Origin of the sequence: Vibrio sp. D420a (assembly GCF_030248625.1) — a bacterium.
Classification (GTDB): Bacteria; Pseudomonadota; Gammaproteobacteria; order Enterobacterales; family Vibrionaceae; genus Vibrio; species Vibrio fortis_A.
This window is the reverse complement of record NZ_JAHGAN010000003.1, coordinates 197,283-217,816: the sequence shown is the minus strand read 5'-3', so window position 1 is coordinate 217,816 and position 20,534 is coordinate 197,283. Positions and strand designations below refer to the sequence as shown.

Annotated in this window: 18 protein-coding genes; 9 read left to right on the top strand and 9 right to left on the bottom strand. The window is 45.7% G+C overall.

All coding sequences use genetic code 11. The features are described from left to right. The first annotated feature begins 620 nt into the window (after nt 1-620). Both KI743_RS04735 and KI743_RS04730 read left to right on the top strand, forming a co-directional pair. Nucleotides 621-1,007: an MAPEG family protein gene (locus tag KI743_RS04735; protein ID WP_285465368.1), complete on the top strand. Its 387-nt coding sequence runs from the start codon at nt 621-623 to the stop codon at nt 1,005-1,007. Between the two features lie 8 nt (nt 1,008-1,015). Next, nucleotides 1,016-1,546, top strand: coding sequence for a DNA mismatch repair protein (locus tag KI743_RS04730; protein ID WP_150868349.1), 531 nt, complete (start codon nt 1,016-1,018; stop codon nt 1,544-1,546). 42 nt (nt 1,547-1,588) lie between these two features. Here the strand turns inward: KI743_RS04730 and KI743_RS04725 are convergent, their stop codons facing one another. Both KI743_RS04725 and KI743_RS04720 read right to left on the bottom strand, forming a co-directional pair. Next, entirely contained in the window at nt 1,589-2,215 is a 627-nt protein-coding gene (locus tag KI743_RS04725) for an START domain-containing protein (RefSeq protein ID WP_032553600.1), read from the bottom strand. Between the two features lie 139 nt (nt 2,216-2,354). Continuing rightward, a complete protein-coding gene (locus KI743_RS04720) occupies nt 2,355-3,212 on the bottom strand; it encodes a DUF2608 domain-containing protein (RefSeq protein ID WP_285465366.1) in 858 nt (285 codons plus the stop codon). Between the two features lie 331 nt (nt 3,213-3,543). Between KI743_RS04720 and KI743_RS04715 the strand changes: the two genes are divergently transcribed. Next, nucleotides 3,544-5,010 (top strand): bifunctional NUDIX hydrolase/phosphatase PAP2 family protein, encoded by a 1,467-nt coding sequence (locus KI743_RS04715; RefSeq protein WP_285465364.1) that lies wholly within the window; start codon nt 3,544-3,546, stop codon nt 5,008-5,010. A 93-nt stretch (nt 5,011-5,103) separates the two neighbouring features. On the opposite strand, the gene KI743_RS04710 is transcribed toward KI743_RS04715, so the two are convergent. Beyond that, a complete protein-coding gene (locus KI743_RS04710) occupies nt 5,104-5,580 on the bottom strand; it encodes a YHS domain-containing (seleno)protein (RefSeq protein ID WP_032553596.1) in 477 nt (158 codons plus the stop codon). Between the two features lie 110 nt (nt 5,581-5,690). Between KI743_RS04710 and KI743_RS04705 the strand changes: the two genes are divergently transcribed. Further along, nucleotides 5,691-6,515 (top strand): AraC family transcriptional regulator, encoded by an 825-nt coding sequence (locus KI743_RS04705; RefSeq protein WP_285465361.1) that lies wholly within the window; start codon nt 5,691-5,693, stop codon nt 6,513-6,515. Between the two features lie 84 nt (nt 6,516-6,599). On the opposite strand, the gene KI743_RS04700 is transcribed toward KI743_RS04705, so the two are convergent. Both KI743_RS04700 and KI743_RS04695 read right to left on the bottom strand, forming a co-directional pair. Further along, nucleotides 6,600-7,640: an acyltransferase gene (locus tag KI743_RS04700; RefSeq protein WP_285465360.1), complete on the bottom strand. Its 1,041-nt coding sequence runs from the start codon at nt 7,638-7,640 to the stop codon at nt 6,600-6,602. Nucleotides 7,641-7,764: 124 nt separating this feature from the next. Continuing rightward, nucleotides 7,765-8,721, bottom strand: a complete 957-nt coding sequence (locus KI743_RS04695) for an AEC family transporter (RefSeq protein WP_032553590.1) — start codon at nt 8,719-8,721, stop codon at nt 7,765-7,767. Nucleotides 8,722-8,915: 194 nt separating this feature from the next. Between KI743_RS04695 and KI743_RS04690 the strand changes: the two genes are divergently transcribed. Both KI743_RS04690 and KI743_RS04685 read left to right on the top strand, forming a co-directional pair. Beyond that, on the top strand, nt 8,916-9,527 hold the full coding sequence (locus KI743_RS04690) for a TetR/AcrR family transcriptional regulator (protein WP_285465358.1): 612 nt from the start codon (nt 8,916-8,918) through the stop codon (nt 9,525-9,527). Nucleotides 9,528-9,653: 126 nt separating this feature from the next. Further along, nucleotides 9,654-10,499 carry an alpha/beta hydrolase gene (locus tag KI743_RS04685; protein ID WP_285465356.1) on the top strand — a complete coding sequence of 282 codons (846 nt, stop codon included), beginning with the start codon at nt 9,654-9,656 and terminating at the stop codon, nt 10,497-10,499. Between the two features lie 128 nt (nt 10,500-10,627). Here KI743_RS04685 and KI743_RS04680 read toward each other — a convergent pair whose 3' ends face one another. Then, the gene (locus tag KI743_RS04680) at nt 10,628-13,168 is read right to left on the bottom strand and encodes a glycosyl hydrolase family 18 protein (RefSeq protein WP_285465354.1); all 2,541 of its coding nucleotides are present in this window, start codon (nt 13,166-13,168) and stop codon (nt 10,628-10,630) included. A gap of 371 nt (nt 13,169-13,539) precedes the next feature. After that, nucleotides 13,540-14,004: a DUF2850 domain-containing protein gene (locus tag KI743_RS04675; RefSeq protein WP_150868368.1), complete on the bottom strand. Its 465-nt coding sequence runs from the start codon at nt 14,002-14,004 to the stop codon at nt 13,540-13,542. Between the two features lie 326 nt (nt 14,005-14,330). Between KI743_RS04675 and KI743_RS04670 the strand changes: the two genes are divergently transcribed. Beyond that, nucleotides 14,331-14,612: a pyrimidine/purine nucleoside phosphorylase gene (locus KI743_RS04670; RefSeq protein ID WP_032553586.1), complete on the top strand. Its 282-nt coding sequence runs from the start codon at nt 14,331-14,333 to the stop codon at nt 14,610-14,612. Nucleotides 14,613-14,748: 136 nt separating this feature from the next. On the opposite strand, the gene KI743_RS04665 is transcribed toward KI743_RS04670, so the two are convergent. Next, a complete protein-coding gene (locus KI743_RS04665) occupies nt 14,749-15,594 on the bottom strand; it encodes a pirin family protein (RefSeq protein ID WP_285465351.1) in 846 nt (281 codons plus the stop codon). A 256-nt stretch (nt 15,595-15,850) separates the two neighbouring features. Here KI743_RS04665 and KI743_RS04660 point away from each other — a divergent pair, with 256 nt between their 5' ends. After that, nucleotides 15,851-16,132 (top strand): hypothetical protein, encoded by a 282-nt coding sequence (locus KI743_RS04660; RefSeq protein WP_032553583.1) that lies wholly within the window; start codon nt 15,851-15,853, stop codon nt 16,130-16,132. Here KI743_RS04660 and KI743_RS04655 read toward each other — a convergent pair. Next, complete coding sequence (locus KI743_RS04655) at nt 16,129-17,319, bottom strand: GGDEF domain-containing protein (RefSeq protein ID WP_373417804.1); 1,191 nt, start codon at nt 17,317-17,319, stop codon at nt 16,129-16,131. The two genes, KI743_RS04660 and KI743_RS04655, sit on opposite strands and share 4 nt — an antisense overlap. 248 nt (nt 17,320-17,567) lie before the next feature. Between KI743_RS04655 and KI743_RS04650 the strand changes: the two genes are divergently transcribed. Next, nucleotides 17,568-20,495: an alkaline phosphatase family protein gene (locus KI743_RS04650; protein ID WP_285465348.1), complete on the top strand. Its 2,928-nt coding sequence runs from the start codon at nt 17,568-17,570 to the stop codon at nt 20,493-20,495. Nucleotides 20,496-20,534 lie beyond the last annotated feature (39 nt).

Here is a 20,534-nt window from a genome sequence, read left to right as displayed (position 1 = left end):
ATTTTGCTTTGGTTTCTAAGATCCTGGTTTCTAAGACATTGCTCTGGTCTCTAAAAAGATAAACCCCGCTTGGCTTTCACCAAACGGGGTCTGTTCTTTTTCGTAGCCGTCCTGCTACCAACGTTGTTTCTTATTTATATTTAAATAAGGTAACGTATGCTCCCTGCATCGTTCCTTGACTTGGTTAACTCCATTAACCTATCCAATTCATCGCCTTCCTAGCGGTGTCCTTGACCTTATCATCCTGATAAGCAACTCTTCCTAGAGTACAACTTCCTTGCTGATAACCCATCCTGTGTTATCAAATCTTCTTCCTGAAGATACCTAATCCGTTAGGCTTTTTCCTGTTCCTGCCAACTCCCTGTCGACAACTTAATTAAACACCCTAGTGACTTCACTCGCAATGGAGGAAATTTATAATTCAGCTCAATAAATAGAAAGAATTGTGCGCTGATCGTTAGAAAACAATAAGTTGAGTTTGTTTTTTGAGTATATTCTGCGAAGCTTATTTGAGATCTCTCACAGCGGTTGTAAGAGATCTCTTACAAACTGACGAGCAAGCTTGGTACCTCTCTAAGTTGCTCATTATCTATTGTTATCGCTTAGAAAAAGGAAACACCATGGTTACAGCGTTATACGCCTCTTTACTCGCCCTTATTATGCTTTGGTTAGCCATTGAAGTGATCAAGCAGAGAAGGAAGAATCAGGTCGCCCATGCAGATGGTGGTGTTGAATCGCTGCAAATCGCTCGCTCTGCGCAGAGTAATGCGATGGACTATATCCCGATAACTGTGATTCTAATGGCATTGTTAGAGTTCAATGGTGCCAATATCTGGTTGATTCATATTATCGGTATCTCTTTCATCGCTGGTCGTATTATTCACGGTAAAAGTATTCTGGCGCGTAGTCTAAAAGGTAGAAAGCGAGGCATGTATTTAACCTTTGGCAGCATGGTGTCTCTGGTTGTCCTAAACTTGATTTATCTTCCATTTGATAAACTCATGTAAGGATTGCCATGGCGTTACGCCTACCTCCACCATGGATGATTGTTTTAACTGGCTTGGTGCTCAATATTCTGGCCATTGTGGTGTCGAGTCTAGTACTCGACAAAATGGTGGTTGAGCAGGCCCAATATCGTGAGCGTCAGCAGGGTAACATCTACTCTATTCAGCTGGCGTGGAACACCATAGAGACCTTAGAACGTAAGCGCGAATCCATGCTGTTACACATGGACATCAGCACCTCATCCAACTCTGCGGTCACACCTGAGTTGGAGGAAGCGATGCGAGGTCAGCTAGGTGTGTGGGTCAGTGGGGATGTTCCCGAGATCACCGTCGAAAACCTTTCTGAGATCATGATGATGATTAATCAAGCTCAGCAATCTCAACGAACGCGCATTGACGATTTCTATCTTGATAATCTAACCCTATCTGAGCTTCTTCAGGCCCTTGAAGAGCAAATGACGTTATATAAAAACATCGCCCTTTTTCTGCAGATCTTTGGCTTGGCTTTGATTCTTGCTCGCGACTTGGCGAGGCGTAATTAAAGCAGTGGCTGGTAAATTCTCTGACGAATGAAAAACAACACTCTATTGGCTCAAATTGGGGTGCTGTTTCCCTTGGTACTTTGGTAACTGATTTTTGAGTTTTTGAAAGGTGCTAAAGGCGTTGTTCGCCGACAAGCGATTCATTAACCAATCAGGCAGTATCCCACCTGCGTTTGCATAGGCGGTGTAGTTGATGTGTGTGAAACCGTTAGTGAGTGGCTGCAGAGTCCAGATAGCATCCACATCGCGAATACGAATATACCCAGATTCGTTTGCAAGGTAGTTCGACGCGTCTTTGATAGTCAGGGTAAATTGACCCTCTTCCACTTCGTATTTGGAGTAGGTAACCATGTCTCTGTCACGGGCTGGCCAAGGGGCTTTGAATTGCGTATAGACAATGTTTTCGTTAGAAGAGATCTGCATCAGCACTTCACTGTGCGATACATTATCGATCCAGTTGGGTACATTGTCGCTGTCTTCAAGTAATAACAAAAATCCGGAGTAGCTCGTTTCGACTTGCATTTGAGCTCGGACTTCTACTAAGCCATTGCCGTGGTCGCGTTTATGGATTGTTATACCATCTTCACTTTTGACAAAAGTCCAAGGTGTAGCAAAAGCTAGCGTTGAATAGGTGAAAAGGCCAACGGCAATGATCCGAAGTAGTGTCATTCTTCTTCCTGAAAAACAGAGACTTATTAAGGAAGAGTATAGGATAAACTTGGCTGGAATCGCGAGGGTTTGGTGGTAGCAGATAAAGAAAAAGGTCGTGAAGCTCCGCGCCCCACGACCCTAAATGTAGCGGTCTAGATTATTGCCCCAAACACGCTTCCCCAAGTCGAGCTGGGGCAATTTTATCAAGAACTACATTTAATTCTTTCCAATCATTGGCCATTTTGTCTGCCTGTTCTTGAGTCAGAACAGAGCCATATTGTTTCATACGATCGTGTTCCACTTTGGTGTAGTGGAAGATTGTCATGTCGACAGAAGCATCATCTTTATAGGCTTTTTCCATGTTGACGATGTTCTTTTTGCTATCATCGATAAAGACAACACTGCTAAAGCTTTGGTCTGTCTTGTCTAGGATGTACTCCAGCATCGTGCCTTTGTTCATACCTGTCGTCATCATGATGCCGTTGATGTAGCTCAGAGGACGTTTTGGATTATCGATATAGATAGGCAGTTCGTCAGAGCCTTTCTCTTTCAATGCAGTACGTGTCATGTCGTATTGAGCACGAGCCATTTCACGTTCCGTTGCATAGCGGTAATTTGGTGAGCGTGATGTCAGTGCCATCACAGTCAGACCTTTGTCTTGCCAACCTTTTACGGTTGCTGGTACGTCGTTTTCAATGATTTTCATTGGAACTAGTTCGTAAAGTAGACCGATAGAGTCTTCAAATAGACAGCCTACTTTGTCTTCCGCTGACGGTTTTACGTCTAATTTTCCGCGTTGCCATTGGTACCAAATGTCACCACCGATATCGCTTGTCGATGTAAGAAGCGTGTTGTCGATATCGATAACGATCAGCGGGCTTTCACCTTTCGCCGTCAGTTGGCTGACTTTCTCTGCAACATGTTGGAATTTGTCTGTTTCTTTTACAGTAACGTCTGCATAAGCGTTACCAGCAATAGAGAGCGCACACAGAGCAGCGAGTTGTTTTAGTTTCATTATGTTTTCCTTTAACTCTAGTTCCCTTCCGAAAGGCACCACTGATAGCCGCAAATATTTCGGAAGTTGTGAAATGTTATAACATAACAATCACGATTCACTTCAGTATCAACAATTTTTGCAGCAAAAAACGTTGGTTCGATCACGTTGGGATGGTTATAAGTAAGGAAAACAGTGTTTTAAGCGCGCAAGCAATTAACCAATAGGAATGGTGAACAAGTTCCAATGTTGTTTTGGTCCAGAGAATAGAACTGATTCTTATTTTAACTGGATATTGAAGCAACAACATTCATAATGACGGTCATATTATTACAATTATGGGCGCCTTATTTTGCAACATGCGTTACTGCCACTTTTAGTCTTCATCAGCGTGCTCAGTTCGTCGGTCTTTGCTCAACAAAACCAAGACTCGCAACCGGTTAAGCCTTATCAACCCAAAGGCGCGATCTGTGTCATTCATAATGGAGAGGGGCAAGTCGTTCTGGTTCAAGATTACCTTACGCGCACTCTTTCTTTGCCAGGCGGGTATATCGATAGTGATGAGACCTTTCGAGCTGCCGCGAAACGAGAAACGTACGAAGAGACGGGGATAAACGTCGATGTGGGTGAGAAGCTTGATATAGACGACAATCGAGTTGTCTTTGCTTGTCAGCCCAAAGAGAGCATTGGTTATATAGAACCCGCTATCGAGAACCGTTTTGGTGCTGAAATCATCCCGGCTCTCAACTCCAAGCATTTTGGCAAAGAAATTCGTCAGGTTTATCTTGCTCCTTTAACGCCAGTTGTTGTCGATAAGTACCGTTATCCAACTGATATCGACGCTCTTAAATCTTGGATCGAGACGAGCCACATCAGTGCTTTTCATGTGCTTGATGAGTTGACCGATGAAGCAAGTGAGCTTCATACCAAGCAGCTGCCACTTATGGGCTCTTTCCAAGCTTGGGTTAAGTCGATGCCTATCATTCCTAGCCTGCTCACTTTTGGTAATGGTTTAGGTGAAGGGGCATTTGCGGTTGGATTGTTGGTACTGTTATTACTGCTGTTGCCTTTACGCTATGGTCTGACGTTTGCTTTTGCTTTGTTGGCGACGGCTTATTCGGTCAATCTCCTAAAAATGGGTTTCGCAATTCCACGTCCTTTCTATTTACTTCCAAGTTTGCAGCAGGCCCAAGCCAGCGGATTTAGTTTTCCTAGCGGCCACACAACCCAAGCGGCGGCAGTTATTGGGCTGTTACTTGGTTGGGTAACAAAGCGAGGTGAGCTGCATGGCTATATCAGTTTAAGTACAGCGATAGTAAGTTGGTTTGCACTGTCGCTCCTTGCTGGCGCTGCTAGGGTTTGGTTGGGTGTTCATTACCCGATAGACATTGTCGTTGGAATCGGCTTAGGCGGCTTGATTGCTTTGATATCACTGAAGGTTTACCAGTTTAAATACGCTAATCAGAAGCGGTTAGTGGAATCAAAGCGTTTGTGGCTGTTGTTATTGATGGTCTATTTCTTTGGTACTTTGCAGTTGTTGCAACCCCTTTACGTGTTCTCATGGTTTGCTGCACTTGGGCTGTTCATTGCATTGTTGGTGCGCAGTGACCGATCGGAAACTTTGAAATTGACCCCTTGGCAACAGGTTATTGCTTCGATAGTCGGTGTTGCGGTCATTGTGGGATCGAGCCTGTCTTTAGTCTCGCCTGCAACAACCAGTATCGTGCTCTTAGCCGTAAACGCACTGGCTATCTTGATTGGGATGCTCTGGATCTTGATTGGTGCACCTTATCTCACGCGACGCTTTAAGCGTGGATAAAGAGAGACGCTGATCGATATGGAAACAAAAAACGGAAGAATCATACTCTTCCGTTTTTATTTAAGGGCAGGGAAGGGAAACGGCAGTTTTCTTTTAGAGCTTGCTAGCCTCAACGGTCTTGATAGTTGTCCAGTTGGTGTTGGCATCTTGAATAAAGACTTGAGTATCCTCCAACCAACGCTTTTGAACGGATTTATCTAAGTTCAAGTAGAGCTTACCGTCCTCAATTTTCCATGCATTAGGGTCTGTTTCGAATTTCTTACCCATTGCTACACCAAATGCACAGTAGCCGCCGTATTGTGGCGCATACGCTTGTGGATTTGCGCGGAATTGGTCGCGGTTGTCGCTGCTTGCAAACTGGTAAATGGCATTTTTATAAGTGGCCGTATATTCAGGTGAACCTTGTACTGCGCCTGCATCCGTAAAGTAGGCTACAGGATCATAACCTTTAATCGCCAAATCATTGCTATCGACGCTCATGTCGATATCTGCTGCCATCACTGAAAAACTTGCGCCAATTAGTGCTGCTGCAAGAGTGAATTTTTTACCTGCTGATTTGATAGGTGACATAGCGTATTCCTTGTCTCTGTTTGGTTAGCTTGTATGAATAAATTAGCGGACTTGTCCGGTCTATAGAGAGACAAAAGACCTAAAAAGTAAGCGAATCGTTCGGAGATGCTATGGACCTGTTGTCACAACTGATGGAATATTTTTCGATACGCACTGGTGTGTTTTACTCCGGCCGCCTTTGCGGGGTGTCATCTTTTAATGGAGAGCAAGGCACACAGGGGCACTTGCATGTCTTGACCCGCGGGGAGCTAGTGTTAGCCCGAAACGGTGGTGAGCCTAAACAGCTTTCTGAACCCTGTATTGTGTATCTACCCAACAACACCTCGCATGCAATAGAAGGCGTTGGGGAGGGAGCAGAATTGGTATGTGCTAACGTCGAGTATCGCTCCGGACAGACAAACCCACTGCTGTCTGCTCTGCCTGAGGTGATCGTGATTCCCTTTAAAAGTGCCCCGAATTTGAGCCATGTAATCGATGCGCTGTTTCGCGAGTCGACGCAGCAATCTTCGGGTCAGCAATATTTGATGGATAGGCTGAGTGATGCCTTAATGGCGTTGATTTTTCGACACCTTATAGAGGAACAGAAGATCAACAAAGGGGTCTTTTCGGCACTTGCTCACCCACGTCTAGCCTCCGTGGTTTCTGCTATACATCAGCTTCCTGCTCGTCACTATTCTGTGGTGGAGATGGCCTCTCTTGCTGCTATGTCTCGCACTCAGTTTATTGAAACATTCAAACGAGAAGTCGGGGATACTCCGGGGGATTATGTTCAGAAATGGCGAGTGTCCGTTGCTCAGTCGTTGTTGTTGCAAAATAAACCCATCAATTGGGTTGCCGATGAGGTCGGATACACAAGCTATTCAGGGTTCTCACGCGCTTTCCAGCATGTGGCAGGTGTATCACCACGGCAATGGCTGAAAGAGAGTTTAGATTAACGATAAGTGTATTTGAAAAGGGAAGCCCGCTCGTTGATCGTAATGAGCGGGTTTGTTTTTGAATAGGTTACACCAGACAATAAATCAGCGAAGCAGCACACGACGCAAAGGGCTTTTTTCAAGGGCGACGACTAAGCCGAAGCTGAGAATTATCGTCATGCTGTAAGTGAGAATATCTTTAGACAAGCCTGTAATACCGAGCATTCCGCAGATATTAAACATTACGATGATCAGTAGTAGGTGGCTCACATAAATACCAAGCATACGGCTGGAAATAGCTCGAACCCAACGCTTGTCACCAGCGGTTGGGTTTGCAAGCAACCACATAAACACGCCGATGCCCCACAGTGCCGTGCCCGCTAAGAAGTCATTGATATTGAATGCGACATCATATCCCAGCAACCAAGCCGCTTCGCCAAAGTGGATTGTCATTCCTAATGCGGCCATCGCGATGGATTGCTTGGAAGTGAGTCGCCAACTGTTTTGTCGAATCATAAAGCCAAGGGCGACTAACAGTGTGCTAAAGAAAGGACCGTTGCGTGTGAAAATCGGCGCTTCCAATTCAGTCAAAGGTGCGTAGCTACCCGCCAAGATGCCATAGAGGTATAACACCAGCGCCAAAGGCAAAATAGCTTTGGTTAGCTTCATTTCGATGAGTATTGCGAGAATCGCAACCGCGCAGATGAGGGCGGGGATGAACCATAAATGCACTAAACCACCTTCGAATAAGCTATTCAGTGGTGTCGACATCAGGAAGCCCCAGTAGCCTTCTCGCTCAGTTAGGTAACCAACTTCCATCACTTTACCGAGATTGAACGGCATCAGTAAGCTAATGATGCTCCAAGCTAACCAAACCTTGAGAAGAGGCTTGGAATAACTCGTCAATGTCTCCCATGGCGAGCGCATGAGCTTAGGTTGAATGAGGTAACCAGAAATTAGGAAGAACAGCGGAACTGCAAAACGAGCCGCTTGGTTGAGGGTATAACCTACCCATGGAACCTCATCGATTAATGCATAAGAGAGGGCCATTTGGCAGTGTAAGCCGATGATCGCCAAAATAGCCACGACACGGCCTAACTCTAGGCTGGCGATATGTGTAGACGGTTGTGTACTAGCGGTAGACATAACAAGACTCTTAGAAAAATTTTCCAAGAAGTTAGCAGTGTTCTTGGGTTTTGCTCTAGCTTTAAATCAAAAGAAAGTGTGGTTTCTACCCAGTCAAAACCTGTTTATTTGAAGCGACTCGCAGCTATATTAATCCAGTTGCTTTCAAGGTGAATATACCCAGCGTGCAAGTGATTAGTGACATCACTGTTGTCAGTGCAATGATATTGGCAGCCAAGGTTGAATTTCCTCCCATTGCTCGCGCCATCACATAGCTAGCGGCGGCGGTTGGGGCTGCGCTCATCAGGAAGATCAGCCCGAGGTCTTGCTCTTTAAAGCCAAAAAATAGCGCCGCGAGGGTAATGGTGAGTGGCGCCAGCACCAATTTATAGCTGGTGGCAAACCAAGTTGAGGCTTGGTCTTTCTTTAGAGAGCCGATATCTAACGACCCACCAGTACATAGAAGTGCCAGTGGCAGCGTCATATTAGCAAAGTACTGACCAGCATCAGACACCATTTGGGGGACGGGAATCGACAAAGCATAGAACACGACTCCGAGTGCGATGGCGATGATCAAAGGGTTCTTGGTCAGGGTTTTCACGATAACTTGTACCGCTTGTTGACCGGACTCTTGGCCTTTTGGCGTTAGGGCAACCACAGCTTGAATGTTGTAGAGCACAGTTAAAGAGGCGACATAAATCGCAGCCAGTGCAACGCCATCGTTACCATAGATATTTGCCACATAGGCTAAACCTATGATGGCGGTGTTTGCTCTAAAGCCTCCTTGAACGATCACACCTTGATCTTTTGGCTCCGAAAAAGCTAAGCGAGTCGACAGCGTAGTAAATAGGAAGAATAGGAAATTAGCGAGGACTCCGAATACCACCAACTTGCCGCTGGCAGCGAAGTCATGATCAGACTGAACGATACTTAAGAACAACATTGCAGGTAGGGTGACCTGAAAAACCACTTTTGATGCGACGTCGATAAAGTTCTCATTGATCAATCCAATGCGCTTGAGCATGACGCCGAGTACTAACATCAGGCAGATAGGCCCAGTGATCGAGGCGGAAAACGCGAATTGTTGCCAAAGAGAAGTCATGTGCAGTCCTTGCAGGAGATGAAAAAAGAGCAAATGCAGCGTTAAGCGACGATGAATTTAAACGCATTGAGTACTGTTGCATTTTTCCACAAGTCGAAGTGACACAGAAATCAAATTTGAGTAGAACCAAATAATAATTGCAAAAAAGAACGAACGTGCTAAAAATAACAGGTCTCAATTTGATGTGATGAATGATGAGCAAAGGAAAAATTACTAAAGAGCATATTTTAAGTCATGCATTTGCCCTAGCGAGCGAGAATGGTTTGGAAAGCCTGACCATTGGCGAGCTGGCGAAGCAATGCGGCATGTCGAAAAGTGGTCTTTTTGCTCATTTCAATTCTAAAGAGAACATGCAGTTAGCGGTACTTGAATACTCGAACCAAGTGTTCACAGAGCGTGTGATCATGCCCGCTCGTGAGCTGGGTGATGGCGATATTGAGGCCAAACTTAAACAATTACTCGACAACTGGCTTGGCTGGAATCACTCCTTTCAAGGCAGTTGTATGTTTATCGATGCATGGAAAGATGTAGGCAGTGACAAGTCGGTTATCCAACAAGCGTTGCAGAAAACCATCGCAGTCTGGATTGACTACCTGACGATTCAGATAACCAAAGCTATCGATAACCAGCAATTTCGAGCTGACTTAGAACCGAAACAGGCGATCTTTGAGTTGTATGGCTTGTATTTAAGCGCAAATTTATTTTACTCGCTGCATGGTCAGCAGGCGAGCCATAGCCACTTTTGGAGTGGAGTAGAGCGCTTAATCGCGAGTTGGAAGCGCGAAATCGTTACGGTAAGTCGTTAAAAAGAATACAGACAAACTGGCTCCCAATGTATGGGTGCCATTTTTTAGAATAACAAAAAGCACGGTCGTTCTTTTTCGGCTGAGCTAACAGGCCAACTCACTATAGAGTGGACAAAAGGAACGGTCATGAGTGACAAAATTTATTTCAATACCTCAACAAAATTCAGCATTAAACGCAGCCTGATTGGTGCGACAACTAACTTGCACTACATTCTTGCGCCAAGCCACGCCAAGAAAACCGCGCGTAAGCTGCTGCTAACGCCTGTGCGTTCAGAGCCGAAAAATAGCGAGCCACAAGGTTTGATTAAAGGTGAAGTTGCAACCCGCGACGGTGTGCTGAAAACCTATACACTTGGTAGTGGTCCGGTTTGGGTACTGACGCATGGTTGGTCGGGTACTGCGAGTCAGTTCTACCCTCTAATGGAACACATTGCGGCCAAAGGTTTTACCGCGCTTGCTTACGATCACCCCGCTCACGGTGGTAGTGATGGTGTTTATGGTCACATTCCTGCATTTGTGAACGGCTTGGAAGCGATTCTAGATACTGTCGAAGACGTTGCCGGTTTGGTTGGACACAGTATGGGTACCGCTTCGGCTCTGGAGTGTAAACACGCGAAGCTTGAGAACAAACCACTGCTTTTGATAGCACCAGTACTGGATTACTTAGACAACTTGTTCGGCAGCGTGGCTCGTTCAGGCTACTCGATGAAGCTGTTTGAAGCGGTGGTGGGTGAAGTTGAAGAGCAGTTTAACTACCCAATTCAATCGGTTGACCCTTACGGTAAACTGGCGCTTCGCCAATCGAATACGATTATCGTGCATGATGAAAAAGATAAGTTCACCAAGTACTCGGTCTCTGAACGCGCTGCAAACGAGATGGAGCGAGTGACTTTGGTAACCACGCAAGGTCAAGGGCATGGTCGAGTGATGAAGTGTCCACAAGTCTTTGAAAGCTTTGACACATTGATTTAATCACGTCGCTTTAGATAAATGTTAGACTCTAAAGAAGGCCAATCTGCGATGAGATTGGCCTTTGGTTTTAATTAGGCTTGGGTTTAAATTGAGCCTAGGTTCTAGCTGAATTTGGGTTTTAAATGATCTTAGTTAGCACAGCTTGCTGGGCCAATCTCTTTCCAAACACCCCATTGACCAGATTGTGAAGGATCGTCTCCTTTCGTCCACCATTTCGCTTCCCAAAGTGTATTGCCTTGAGTTACTTGGTCGCCACCATTGTAGATAGTGTTTGCATCCCAAGCATTGCTACATGTGCCGCCGCCCGTTGTTTTCTTAAGAACCTTCACCGACGCTGAAGCCACAGAGGTTTCGCTCCCATCACTGACTGTAACAGAGAAGTTCATTAGTGTGTCTTGAGTGTACTCAGCGGCAACGAAACTTACAGAGGCACCTTGAACCGTTGCGTTAAGCTCTGCGGGTACATCCCAAGTGAAGCTTAATGTATCGTTGTCCGCATCGGTTGATCCCGAAGCATCTACTACCACAACATCACCAGCATTGACCTCAGCCGGTGCAGAGATAGCAGCGACCGGAGCTGTGTTCACTGGACCAGTGTTCTTCGGTGTTACCGTCACAATCACAGTGTCTGTCGAAGTTGCGCCTTCGTTGTCCGTTACAGTAAGGCTAAAGGTGAGCGTCTCTTGTTGCGCCACTTCAGCAACATCGAAGCTTGCAACAGCGGCATTAGCGTTAGTCAGTGTTACTGCTGTACCGCTCACTTGAGACCAAGCGTAACTCGCAATGGTGCCATCGCTATCTTTTGAAGCGCTGCCATCCAGAGAAACAGAAGCTGGGCCTTCAACTGATTGGTCTGCACCTGCCGATGCGGTTGGTTTGCGGTTAACTGGGTCTGTCGTACCACCGGCTAAGCCTTCGTGCATCGCATTTAAGATATCGCCATTGTCTGCATCAATCTCCCAAGAGAAAAGACCGGCTAGGCCAAGGCTACGTACATAAGCACCTTTCGCTTTCACAGATCGGTCGTCATCAAAGGTGATCAGTTGACCTGAGGTGCGGTTCCAGACGTAAGGTGCTTCCGCTTGTTCGTCGTAGCCGTACTCAAAGCCATTGATGCCTTGATTGTTTGCCCCAAGCATATTGGCTTTAATGCCTTTGTAGTCGATGACGCCATCTTCCCAAACACCTTGTGCTGTGCTGCCCTTAAGCTTACCGTTGCCCACGCCTGTCATTGGATCAGTCGGATCGCTCAGAGTCGATGGAAGTACACCTTCCCAACCTCGACCATACATCGCTGTACCAACCACCAATTTGTTCGCAGGAACGCCTTGAGCCAGTAGTAACTGAATACCATTGTCTGTGGTGTAAGCTGGCCCCTTGTACGGTTCGCCATTTTCATCGATACCACTGCCATCACATTGGCCAGGACGCATGAAGTTGCCACAGTTGAGTGCTGTTTGATGACCTAGCACGTTGTTCCAGCCGCCGTAGAAGTCATAGGTCATTGCGAAGATGTAATCCATGTACTGAATCGCTACGCCGTAGTTCACGTCTTCAATCTTGTCGTAACCAACACCAATCGCAGATGTGAGCTCGTAGGTACGTCCTGTTTCAGCTTCGAGCTCGTCTAGCATTGCGCGTAGCTCAGCCATTAAAGCAATGTAAGCAGGACCGTCGTTCACTGGGTCACCCAAATCAGCGGCAGCACCGCCACCACCTGGGAATTCCCAGTCGATATCAACACCGTCGTAGAACTTCCAGGTGTTTAAGAATTTTTTAACGGAAGCGACGAAGGTGTCTCGGTTAGCTTTGGTCGTAAAATCAAAGAAAGGATCAGACAGAGTCCAGCCACCAATGGAAGGGATGATTTTCAAGTCTGGATTACGCTGTTTCAAAGCCATCATCATCGCGTAGTTGCCTTTGATCGGCGTGCTGTATTCATGACCCGCTTGGTTAAAGCTTTTTTGGAATGCGGCCCAAGGGTCGTGAATTACAACCTCATAATCATTGACGCCTTTACACGCTGTCATGAGCGCGTTGAAGCTGTTGCCGCCGACAGATTTCACTGACTCGTTCGGACCACAGATTGGGATAAAGCCGTAAAGGATGTGGGTCAGATTATCAGCAGGTATGTTGTCGACAGTATAGTCTCGACCATAGATACCCCATTCAACAAAGTAAGTACCCACTACCGTATTAGGATCAGTGTTGTAAGTCTTATTGTTTGGGTCGATGTTCATAGCGAGTGGAGCAAGGTGAGAACCATCGGTATCGGCAATGGTGATTTGTGCTGGTGCACTTTTGCTACATCCTGTGGCATCACAAGCCTCAATTTCCATCTGATACAAGCCACCTTGGCCGTATTCAAATGACGCGGTGGTTTGACTGCCAGTGATCGCGCCCGTCGCCACTTTTACGCCATCAAAGTAGATGTTGTAAGTGTCGCCAGAGGTGCCACTCCATTGGTTAAACTTAACCGCGATCTTGGCTTTGTCGTGGTATTTAACCATGTCGTTGTAGCCAGAGGTTGTCTCCATCGCAAGTTCAATCTTAGAGAACTGCAGGTTATTAGAACCATACATATCAATGTTTGGTGCGGTAGGTGCGGCCAGTGCGGTGCCTGATAGCGCTAGTGCTATACCGGTCGCACACGTGTTTAAACGAATCATATTTTTCTCACTCCTTGAATGTGGTTGAAGTACACAGCGATCAGTTAAATCGGTCGTTACTTCATGTCAGCCCCTAAGGTGGGGCGTCGAGTTCAGTATTCGAGAGAGTTTTAATTTCATAAGTGAAAATAAATCCGTTTTCGATGGACAACGAAAAAATCACAACTTGTTACAAAGTTGTTGCGCAGTGGGTGAGAGGTCGAGTCCATGTTTTATAAAATTATTGCAGCTAGTGGAAAAGTCTCATAGGTGAGCTTTTACGACACGACGTGATGCAATATTTTGAAGTTACATGTTTTTATGTTGAAAAATGGAAGTGATGTGGTGTTTTTGAAAGCTACTTATTTCTAAGTGCTAAACGGAAAGATGGCTTATTTACTGAATTGTTCGGCCAAAGATGCGCGTCTTTGCTGCACGGCGCTGCTGTTTAGAGGGATAGCTGTGTGCTCGTATCCTTCTTTTACAAACTGTTGTGTTGGAATCTCGGGTACTAGACGTTTCAATTGAGGTGAATTGAAGGTACCACTTATCGCATACACGGTTTCGCCTGATCCGGTATTGATGGTGATGGTTTTGCCATTGAACTTGAAGTTGGTACTGATCAGGCGATGGTTCATGACCACACCTTGCTCTGATAGAGAGAGAATATCGGTGTCATAAGGGGGCGCACCTACCTCAATCCATGTGCCGTAGACATTACTCGGATCAATAAACTTCTGATGAGTTTGATAAGCGGTATAACTGGCAAAGACAGCAGCGATAAGTCCGGCCAATAAAAGCAGATAAAACAGCGCCTGAGTCAATAAGTCCCTGCTTTTCGAATCCTTTTGTCCCATTTTGATGGCTGTTTCCTTCATCTACCAAAGGACGATTTTATTTATTGAATACTCAGTTTGCAATCAAAGTTGTCAAAGTTAGAAGCAGGATCGACATTGTGAAGCAAACTCACACTTCGGGTTAGCAGCCGTTTGCTCCAAGCTAATACCAGTTTGCTACCTAAGACGATACTGGTGCGAGTTGATTGAACACTCAAAAGCACTAACTTATGACGATTAATTGCTTGTAGGAAACGGGTGAATTAGTTAAAACAATCAAGCACGTAATTTTGGTGATGAGGCATTTGATAAGCTCACGCCGTTCTGAATAAAGACAAGGAAGTACAATGATTAAAGAAAATACCTATTTCGATGGTGGCGTTAAGTCTCTTGGTTTTTCACAAGAAGGTGAAGACGTTAGTGTAGGTGTGATGCAAGCGGGTGAGTTTACGTTTGGTACCGCTGCCCCAGAAAGAATGACAGTAGTAAAAGGTGCGCTAACGATTAAACGTGTTGGTGAAGACGATTGGTCGACGTTTAAATCAGGTGATTCGTTTGAAGTGGCGGGTGACTCTTCGTTCGACGTTAAGGTAGCAGAAGCAACAGCTTACCTTTGTGAGTACCTGTAACGTTATTGGTTGCTGAGCTCTCTTAACAACCAAGAAAAAAGCCACGCTCTAAGTGAGCGTGGCGAATCAGTGAACGATATTCTTGGCAGTGGATAACGTCACGTTTTAGTAGCCTTCCAACGAGAAGACAAAATTCTTAATAGGTTTCAAAGACACCATTGTTAAAGTCATGGATAGTTTGTTCTATCTCTTCCATGCTATTCATCACAAACGGTCCATAGTGAACAACGGGTTCATTAATGGGCTCTCCTGAAAAAATCAGTACACCAGATTCCTCGTTCGCATTTATCGCCAGAATTTCAGCCTTACTCAATAACGCCAATTGTCCTGCAATCAAAGCTTGTGATCCTAAATCAACCGAACCTTTATAAACATAAACAAACGCGTTGTGATGGCGCTCTGTTGTGAGTGTCAGAGCTTGTCCTGAATGCGCTCGCCAGTCCGAAACATTAACTGGCACTCCGGTGGTTTGAAGAGGCCCTGCTAACGGAGTAGTTTCAATTGATGTATTTCCGGCAATAAGACGCAGCAGTCCTACTTCTTCGCTACGGAACTCAGTCACTGTGTCACTCTGAAAATCATGGTATTGAGCAGGCTTCATTTTGTCGCGAGCGGGTTGGTTAATCCAAATTTGGAACCCGTGCAGTGAACCCTCTTCCATCATCGGCATTTCACTGTGAATAACACCGCGACCCGCTGCCATCCACTGAGCGCCGCCACTGCGAAGCTCACCAACATTGCCCATGTGGTCCTTGTGTTGGAAGTGACCTTGAAGCATGTAAGTCAGAGTCTCGATGCCGCGGTGAGGGTGAGGTGGAAAGCCGCCTACATAATCTTTACTCTCGTCAGATTTGAGTTCATCAATCATCAAGAAAGGTGAAAAGTTAGCGTTGTTAAAACCCGCTGCTCGTTGGATCTTTACACCATCGCCGTCGGACGTTGCCTGAGCATTCATGATTTGGGTAATACGTCGATTTTCCATGGTTGTTGCCTCCAAACTTTTCAATACCCATAGTCTAAGCAGGAAGCCCCGCTTCAAACAGAGAGCAAAATTGAAGAGCTTGTTTGAAAAATTCGAACAAGTGAAAAGGGCCGCAACATGAAGGCCCAAAGGAACTGAAAGGGGTTTTAAACAACATAGGCTAGAGCTAGTGTGATATTCGTCCACTTGAATATCAGAAAATTCGCGATTACTGACTATACTTACAATAAGGGATAGTCTAGCCAAGGAGGCGACGATGGCTGTGCAATCTAAACACAACGATAGAAGTGGCCGAGTTGGTTTTGAGAACGACTTCACCACTGACCAACGTCAGCGTTTTACTGAGGTGGCAAACGCGGCATTTCGACGTAGAAGAAAGAAAGAAGAGCTTGATAGACCCTTCTTTCAATCAGCGAAAAACGCGGCTTTGAAACCCGTTCTAAAACCAAAGAAAATGAGCCCGAGTAAACAGCGCCAAGTCGTTTGGATAGTGATTATCGGACTTGTTAGCTTATGGGCTATGTATATGGCGGGTTAGCTGGATTGTTGGTGTAATGCGGTGACATTAGTTGGTATTGTCTCTACGGATTTGCACGGCTCAAAACACTTCATGTCTTCAATTAAAGGCGTTGTCAGGTCGTCTTGATAATAAGCGAAACGGTTTTTTCCAGAGTGTTTGGCAAAGTACATTGCTTTGTCTGCACAGCGCGTCAATTCAGCAAGATCTTTAGCATCAGTTGGGTACATCGCAACACCGATACTCAAAGTGAGCTTACCGACTTGGTTATTGGTTAAATTCTCGTTTTCAAATAGGCCGCTGATTCTCTGCAAAATACCATCCAAGTCCTGCTTGCTTCTTACATCATAAAGCATCAATACAAACTCATCGCCAGCGAAACGAGCAATCGAGTAATCGTGTTTATGAGTCGATCTGTCTTTGTTGCGGACATTGTTTTTCAGGCGTTGAGCGAAGTGCTGCAACACACTGTCGCCGACGTCATGTCCAAAGCTGTCATTGATGGTCTTGAAGTTATCAATATCTAAGAACACCAAAGCAGTGACACTGTTGTTGGGGTTGACGGTGTTGAGTTTCTCAATTGCCCAACGTTCAAAACTCCAACGGTTAGCCAGCCCAGTGAGTTGATCTCGATAAGCGAGGTCCTCAATCCCTTCTTGATATAGACGCTGAATATAACCAACGGCCTTGGTGTAGTAATAAGAGGAGACATGGCATACGGCACTCATGGTTACCAAGCTAAGTGAAAATCGGTGAGTGCTATTAAACGGCAGTGCGAATTTATGAGGTATTAACGCCATCAAGCCGCTAAGAAACAGTAAGAAGGTGACGCTGAGAATTAACCCCATGCGAAATTCGTTAATAAAGATCACTGCGGCCAAAATCGGATAGAGCCAAAGCATTCGCTCCGGGATGGTTCCACTGTAGAGAAACAGCACCACACCTTGAACCAGCAATACACAGCTCAGCAAGATCTCACAATAGTGAGGTTCTTGGACCTTTTTTATGTAGATGGCGTTAATTACGGCAATAACGGCGAACATCATTTCAAAGACGGACAGGGTGTAATAGCCATCCTGGAAATAAGCCCACGTATAGAAAATGAATAACGCTGCAGAGGTAAGCGAGAAGGAGTAAACGATTTTCTGTTTTCGAGTCGAACGAATATCGGCCATCTCTTCTAAGTGTCTTCCGACCAACTTGTTCATTTTGGGTGCCGTAGTGGAAATCAATGCCCTAATCTTAGGTTAAATTGCTCCAATAAATGATACAAATAACAGCTAATTGTGTGATTAGTCTCTAAGTTTCATATAAATAAATCAGCAATTAAGTATTAACCTGCTCAATAACAGACAGCCTGTCATTTTTTCTCGCCGCAAACTAAGGTTGACTAATGAGTATGGAATGAAACAATACGCCGGTTTTATAAATCGATTGCCAAGTCAAAGGATACCCAATGAATAAGCTTTTTCGTTCTCACTGTTCAGCGGCATTGCTAAGTGCATTACCACTTAGTTTGGTGGCGGGAAGTGTGCATGCGCAACTTTCAGAAACGCCTGTGATTGGTGGTGTCTTCAGTTCAAGTGAAGTTTTGAAAAACCAGGTCGTTTCTGGTTTGAGTTACTCGGCGACTCTGACTCGTGATGCGGCTCTGTTTACTATCGCTGGTGTGACGTTAGATGCTTACATATTGGCGCTTCCTTTGGATGCGAAAACCAAGGCGCGCGTGATTGCTCAGTTATCAAATCCTGCTTATTCAATTCCGTTGGGGTACTTTCTATATAGCTATTACGACCGCTACGCGGGCATTGGCAATGAAGATGTGTTCAAAGAGTATCTGGCGACGATTTACGATGAAACTACGCTAAAGGGGTTTGAGCATAGTTTGTACCATTTTGCTCATGCACCCTCAGAGAAAGAGGCGCATTCTGAGAATCACCAACATCCTGATACTTCAACAGAAGCGACGGGGCACCATGAGGGGATTCGAGTTGATGATAAGTTCATTGCCAATATGGTGGTGATCTACGATGCATTATTCGATATCGGTGTGTGGCGAGACATGGATACCCTGCCAGACAGCTATACCTATCTGACAAACAGTGAAGAAGATTTGGCGATCATTAATAAAATCCAACCCATTGTCGTGGGTTTGATTGAAAAGGCTGCGAAAGGCATGGAGCCAAGCGACATTCGTTCAGCATTGATGACCATCGTCGAAGATGGCAAGCCTGAAAATGCCGATAAACCGAACAACAAGGCGCAAGCGCTGACAGTTACCCTGATCGATTTTGTTCGTCTCAATTTGCTTAAGGCCTATCGCCAGTTTGTCTTCAAAGATGAGAGAACCGAAGCGCTCGATGATTGGATGCAGCAAGCCCTCGACGACAATCCACAAGATTTGATTGAGTTTCTCTCTTCGCAACAAAACCGTCGCTTTGCGGTGCAAGTGACCGTTGATGGTTTGCAGCAAGGTTTGATTGAGGGTTTGGTTGATCCTAGCGTGCCGTTTATCTCGGTTGCGAATCAGCATCATCAAAATCGTGAGCAGTACAAACCTAAGCTAGAACCGGTGATTGAACCGCCGCACGTGCAGCAGGTGAGCTTTATGGCGCAACTGGCTGAACAGGCGTATCAAGACCAACACTACCTGCCTTTCTTTAAGAAGCTGTATAGCGAACATAAAACCAATATTAGTCGAGTGGGTGTATCATCGACGCCGACCATCAGTGTTCGCAATCTACCGATCATTAAAACCGGAGCTCGTGTTTCAGGTGAAGGCGGTACAGGGGTGCCGAACTTTCATTTTGTTGATCGAGATATCGACCGTGCTTATTACTTCTTTGGCAACGATGCGCTGCAGCTAGATGTGTTGATGGCAGACAATAAGGTGCAAACCATGTTTGATCGCCTTAACTACCTAAAAACATTAAATTGCAACGCTCAATACGACTGGAATGCACACACCACATACGATGGCCTAGTGAATCTCGGTTTTGGTGAATCTTTGCGTGACTACGGTGAGAAGCGCTGCTTGAAAGAGTTAGAACAGCGAGCGGATGTAGAGCTGACTTTAATGGAAATGCGCCAAGCGTTAATCGAAGATATTCAATCTTACCAAAGGATTTCAGGCTTTGATCTTTTCACTAAGCTTGCCAAAAAAGCACAGGTTGAACAGGCGATATCCCAATACGCTGAGTTAGATGGACAAGGCATGCCGGATTACACCCTGATCTATAACCCTTGGCCGGATCATTTTGCGCACTTCACGGGCCCATTCAGCGACGAAATTCTTATGCCTACTGGCGAACTTAACCGCTTGGATTACTGGCTGACGCAAGTTGAGAGTACCTATAAGGTTGCAGGCGTATATTCGCGAACTCTATGGGGTATGGCCGGAGACCACGGTTTAACACCTGTATTCTACGCACTTAACCCAGAGAAACAGGTATTAGAAGCTTTACAGCAAGAGCTTGATTACCCAATCGTGGTTGAGAAAATTTCGTCCGATGAAGGGGAAGGACCGAAGATCACTAACGCTCTTGATTACCCAAGCCTTAAGGCGGTGGATGTAGTCGTCGCTTCTACCGCTGGTGGTAATTTTATGATGGACTTCTTCAACTCACAGCAGGGTTGGAAGGTTCAACCTGTTTATCAAGAGCTGACCGATTGGGCTCCATTAGCCGCGCCTAAAGGCACCAGTATCGATATCATTGATCAGATAGCGAAACGTCTGCCTGAATCGCTAGACTATATGGTCGTGCGCGAGGAAACTTGTAATGCGGATAGTTGTTCGGTGCGAGTGATTGGCAACCGCGACAAACAGCGTTTGGATGAGCTGATCACCCGTGAAGGGAACAAGCTATTCTATGAATCATTAGAATCTGGCCAGCGTCCGAAGCTTCTGAATACTCAGCAACTTAACCCTTACCTTCCTCAACCTACGGATTCTGAGTTTGCGGTTTATTCTCGTCTCGTTGATAAGTGTTTGAATCGCGCCGTTAAGTCTCAACCGGCGACTTGGTGCAGCGCTAACGAATGGACACAATTGACTCGCTTTACGTCAAGACCTGACTCAGTAAACCAGCTAGCTAATATCTATTTGGAAGACAGAGCCGGTACTGTGAACCTGTTCCCGAAAGAGGGAATTGGTTACAACACTAAGGTTCCAGGGAGACACGCTGGTGAAGATTATCTGGAAAAAGACGCTTTCATTGGTTTCTGGGGAGAGCCAATTGGCGAAAACTCAACCCCACTGACTATCGAAGCGAATGGATCACTGGCACCGACCTTGTTTGAATACCTAACCGGTGAGCAGGTGGTGGCTAGGGAAGATGGCTGGGGCTTCCCATCTCTAATCGATAAGCTTGATATTCGAAAGTAATCGGTTGAAAAGCTTTCTGAGACGGTCTTCAGAACTGTC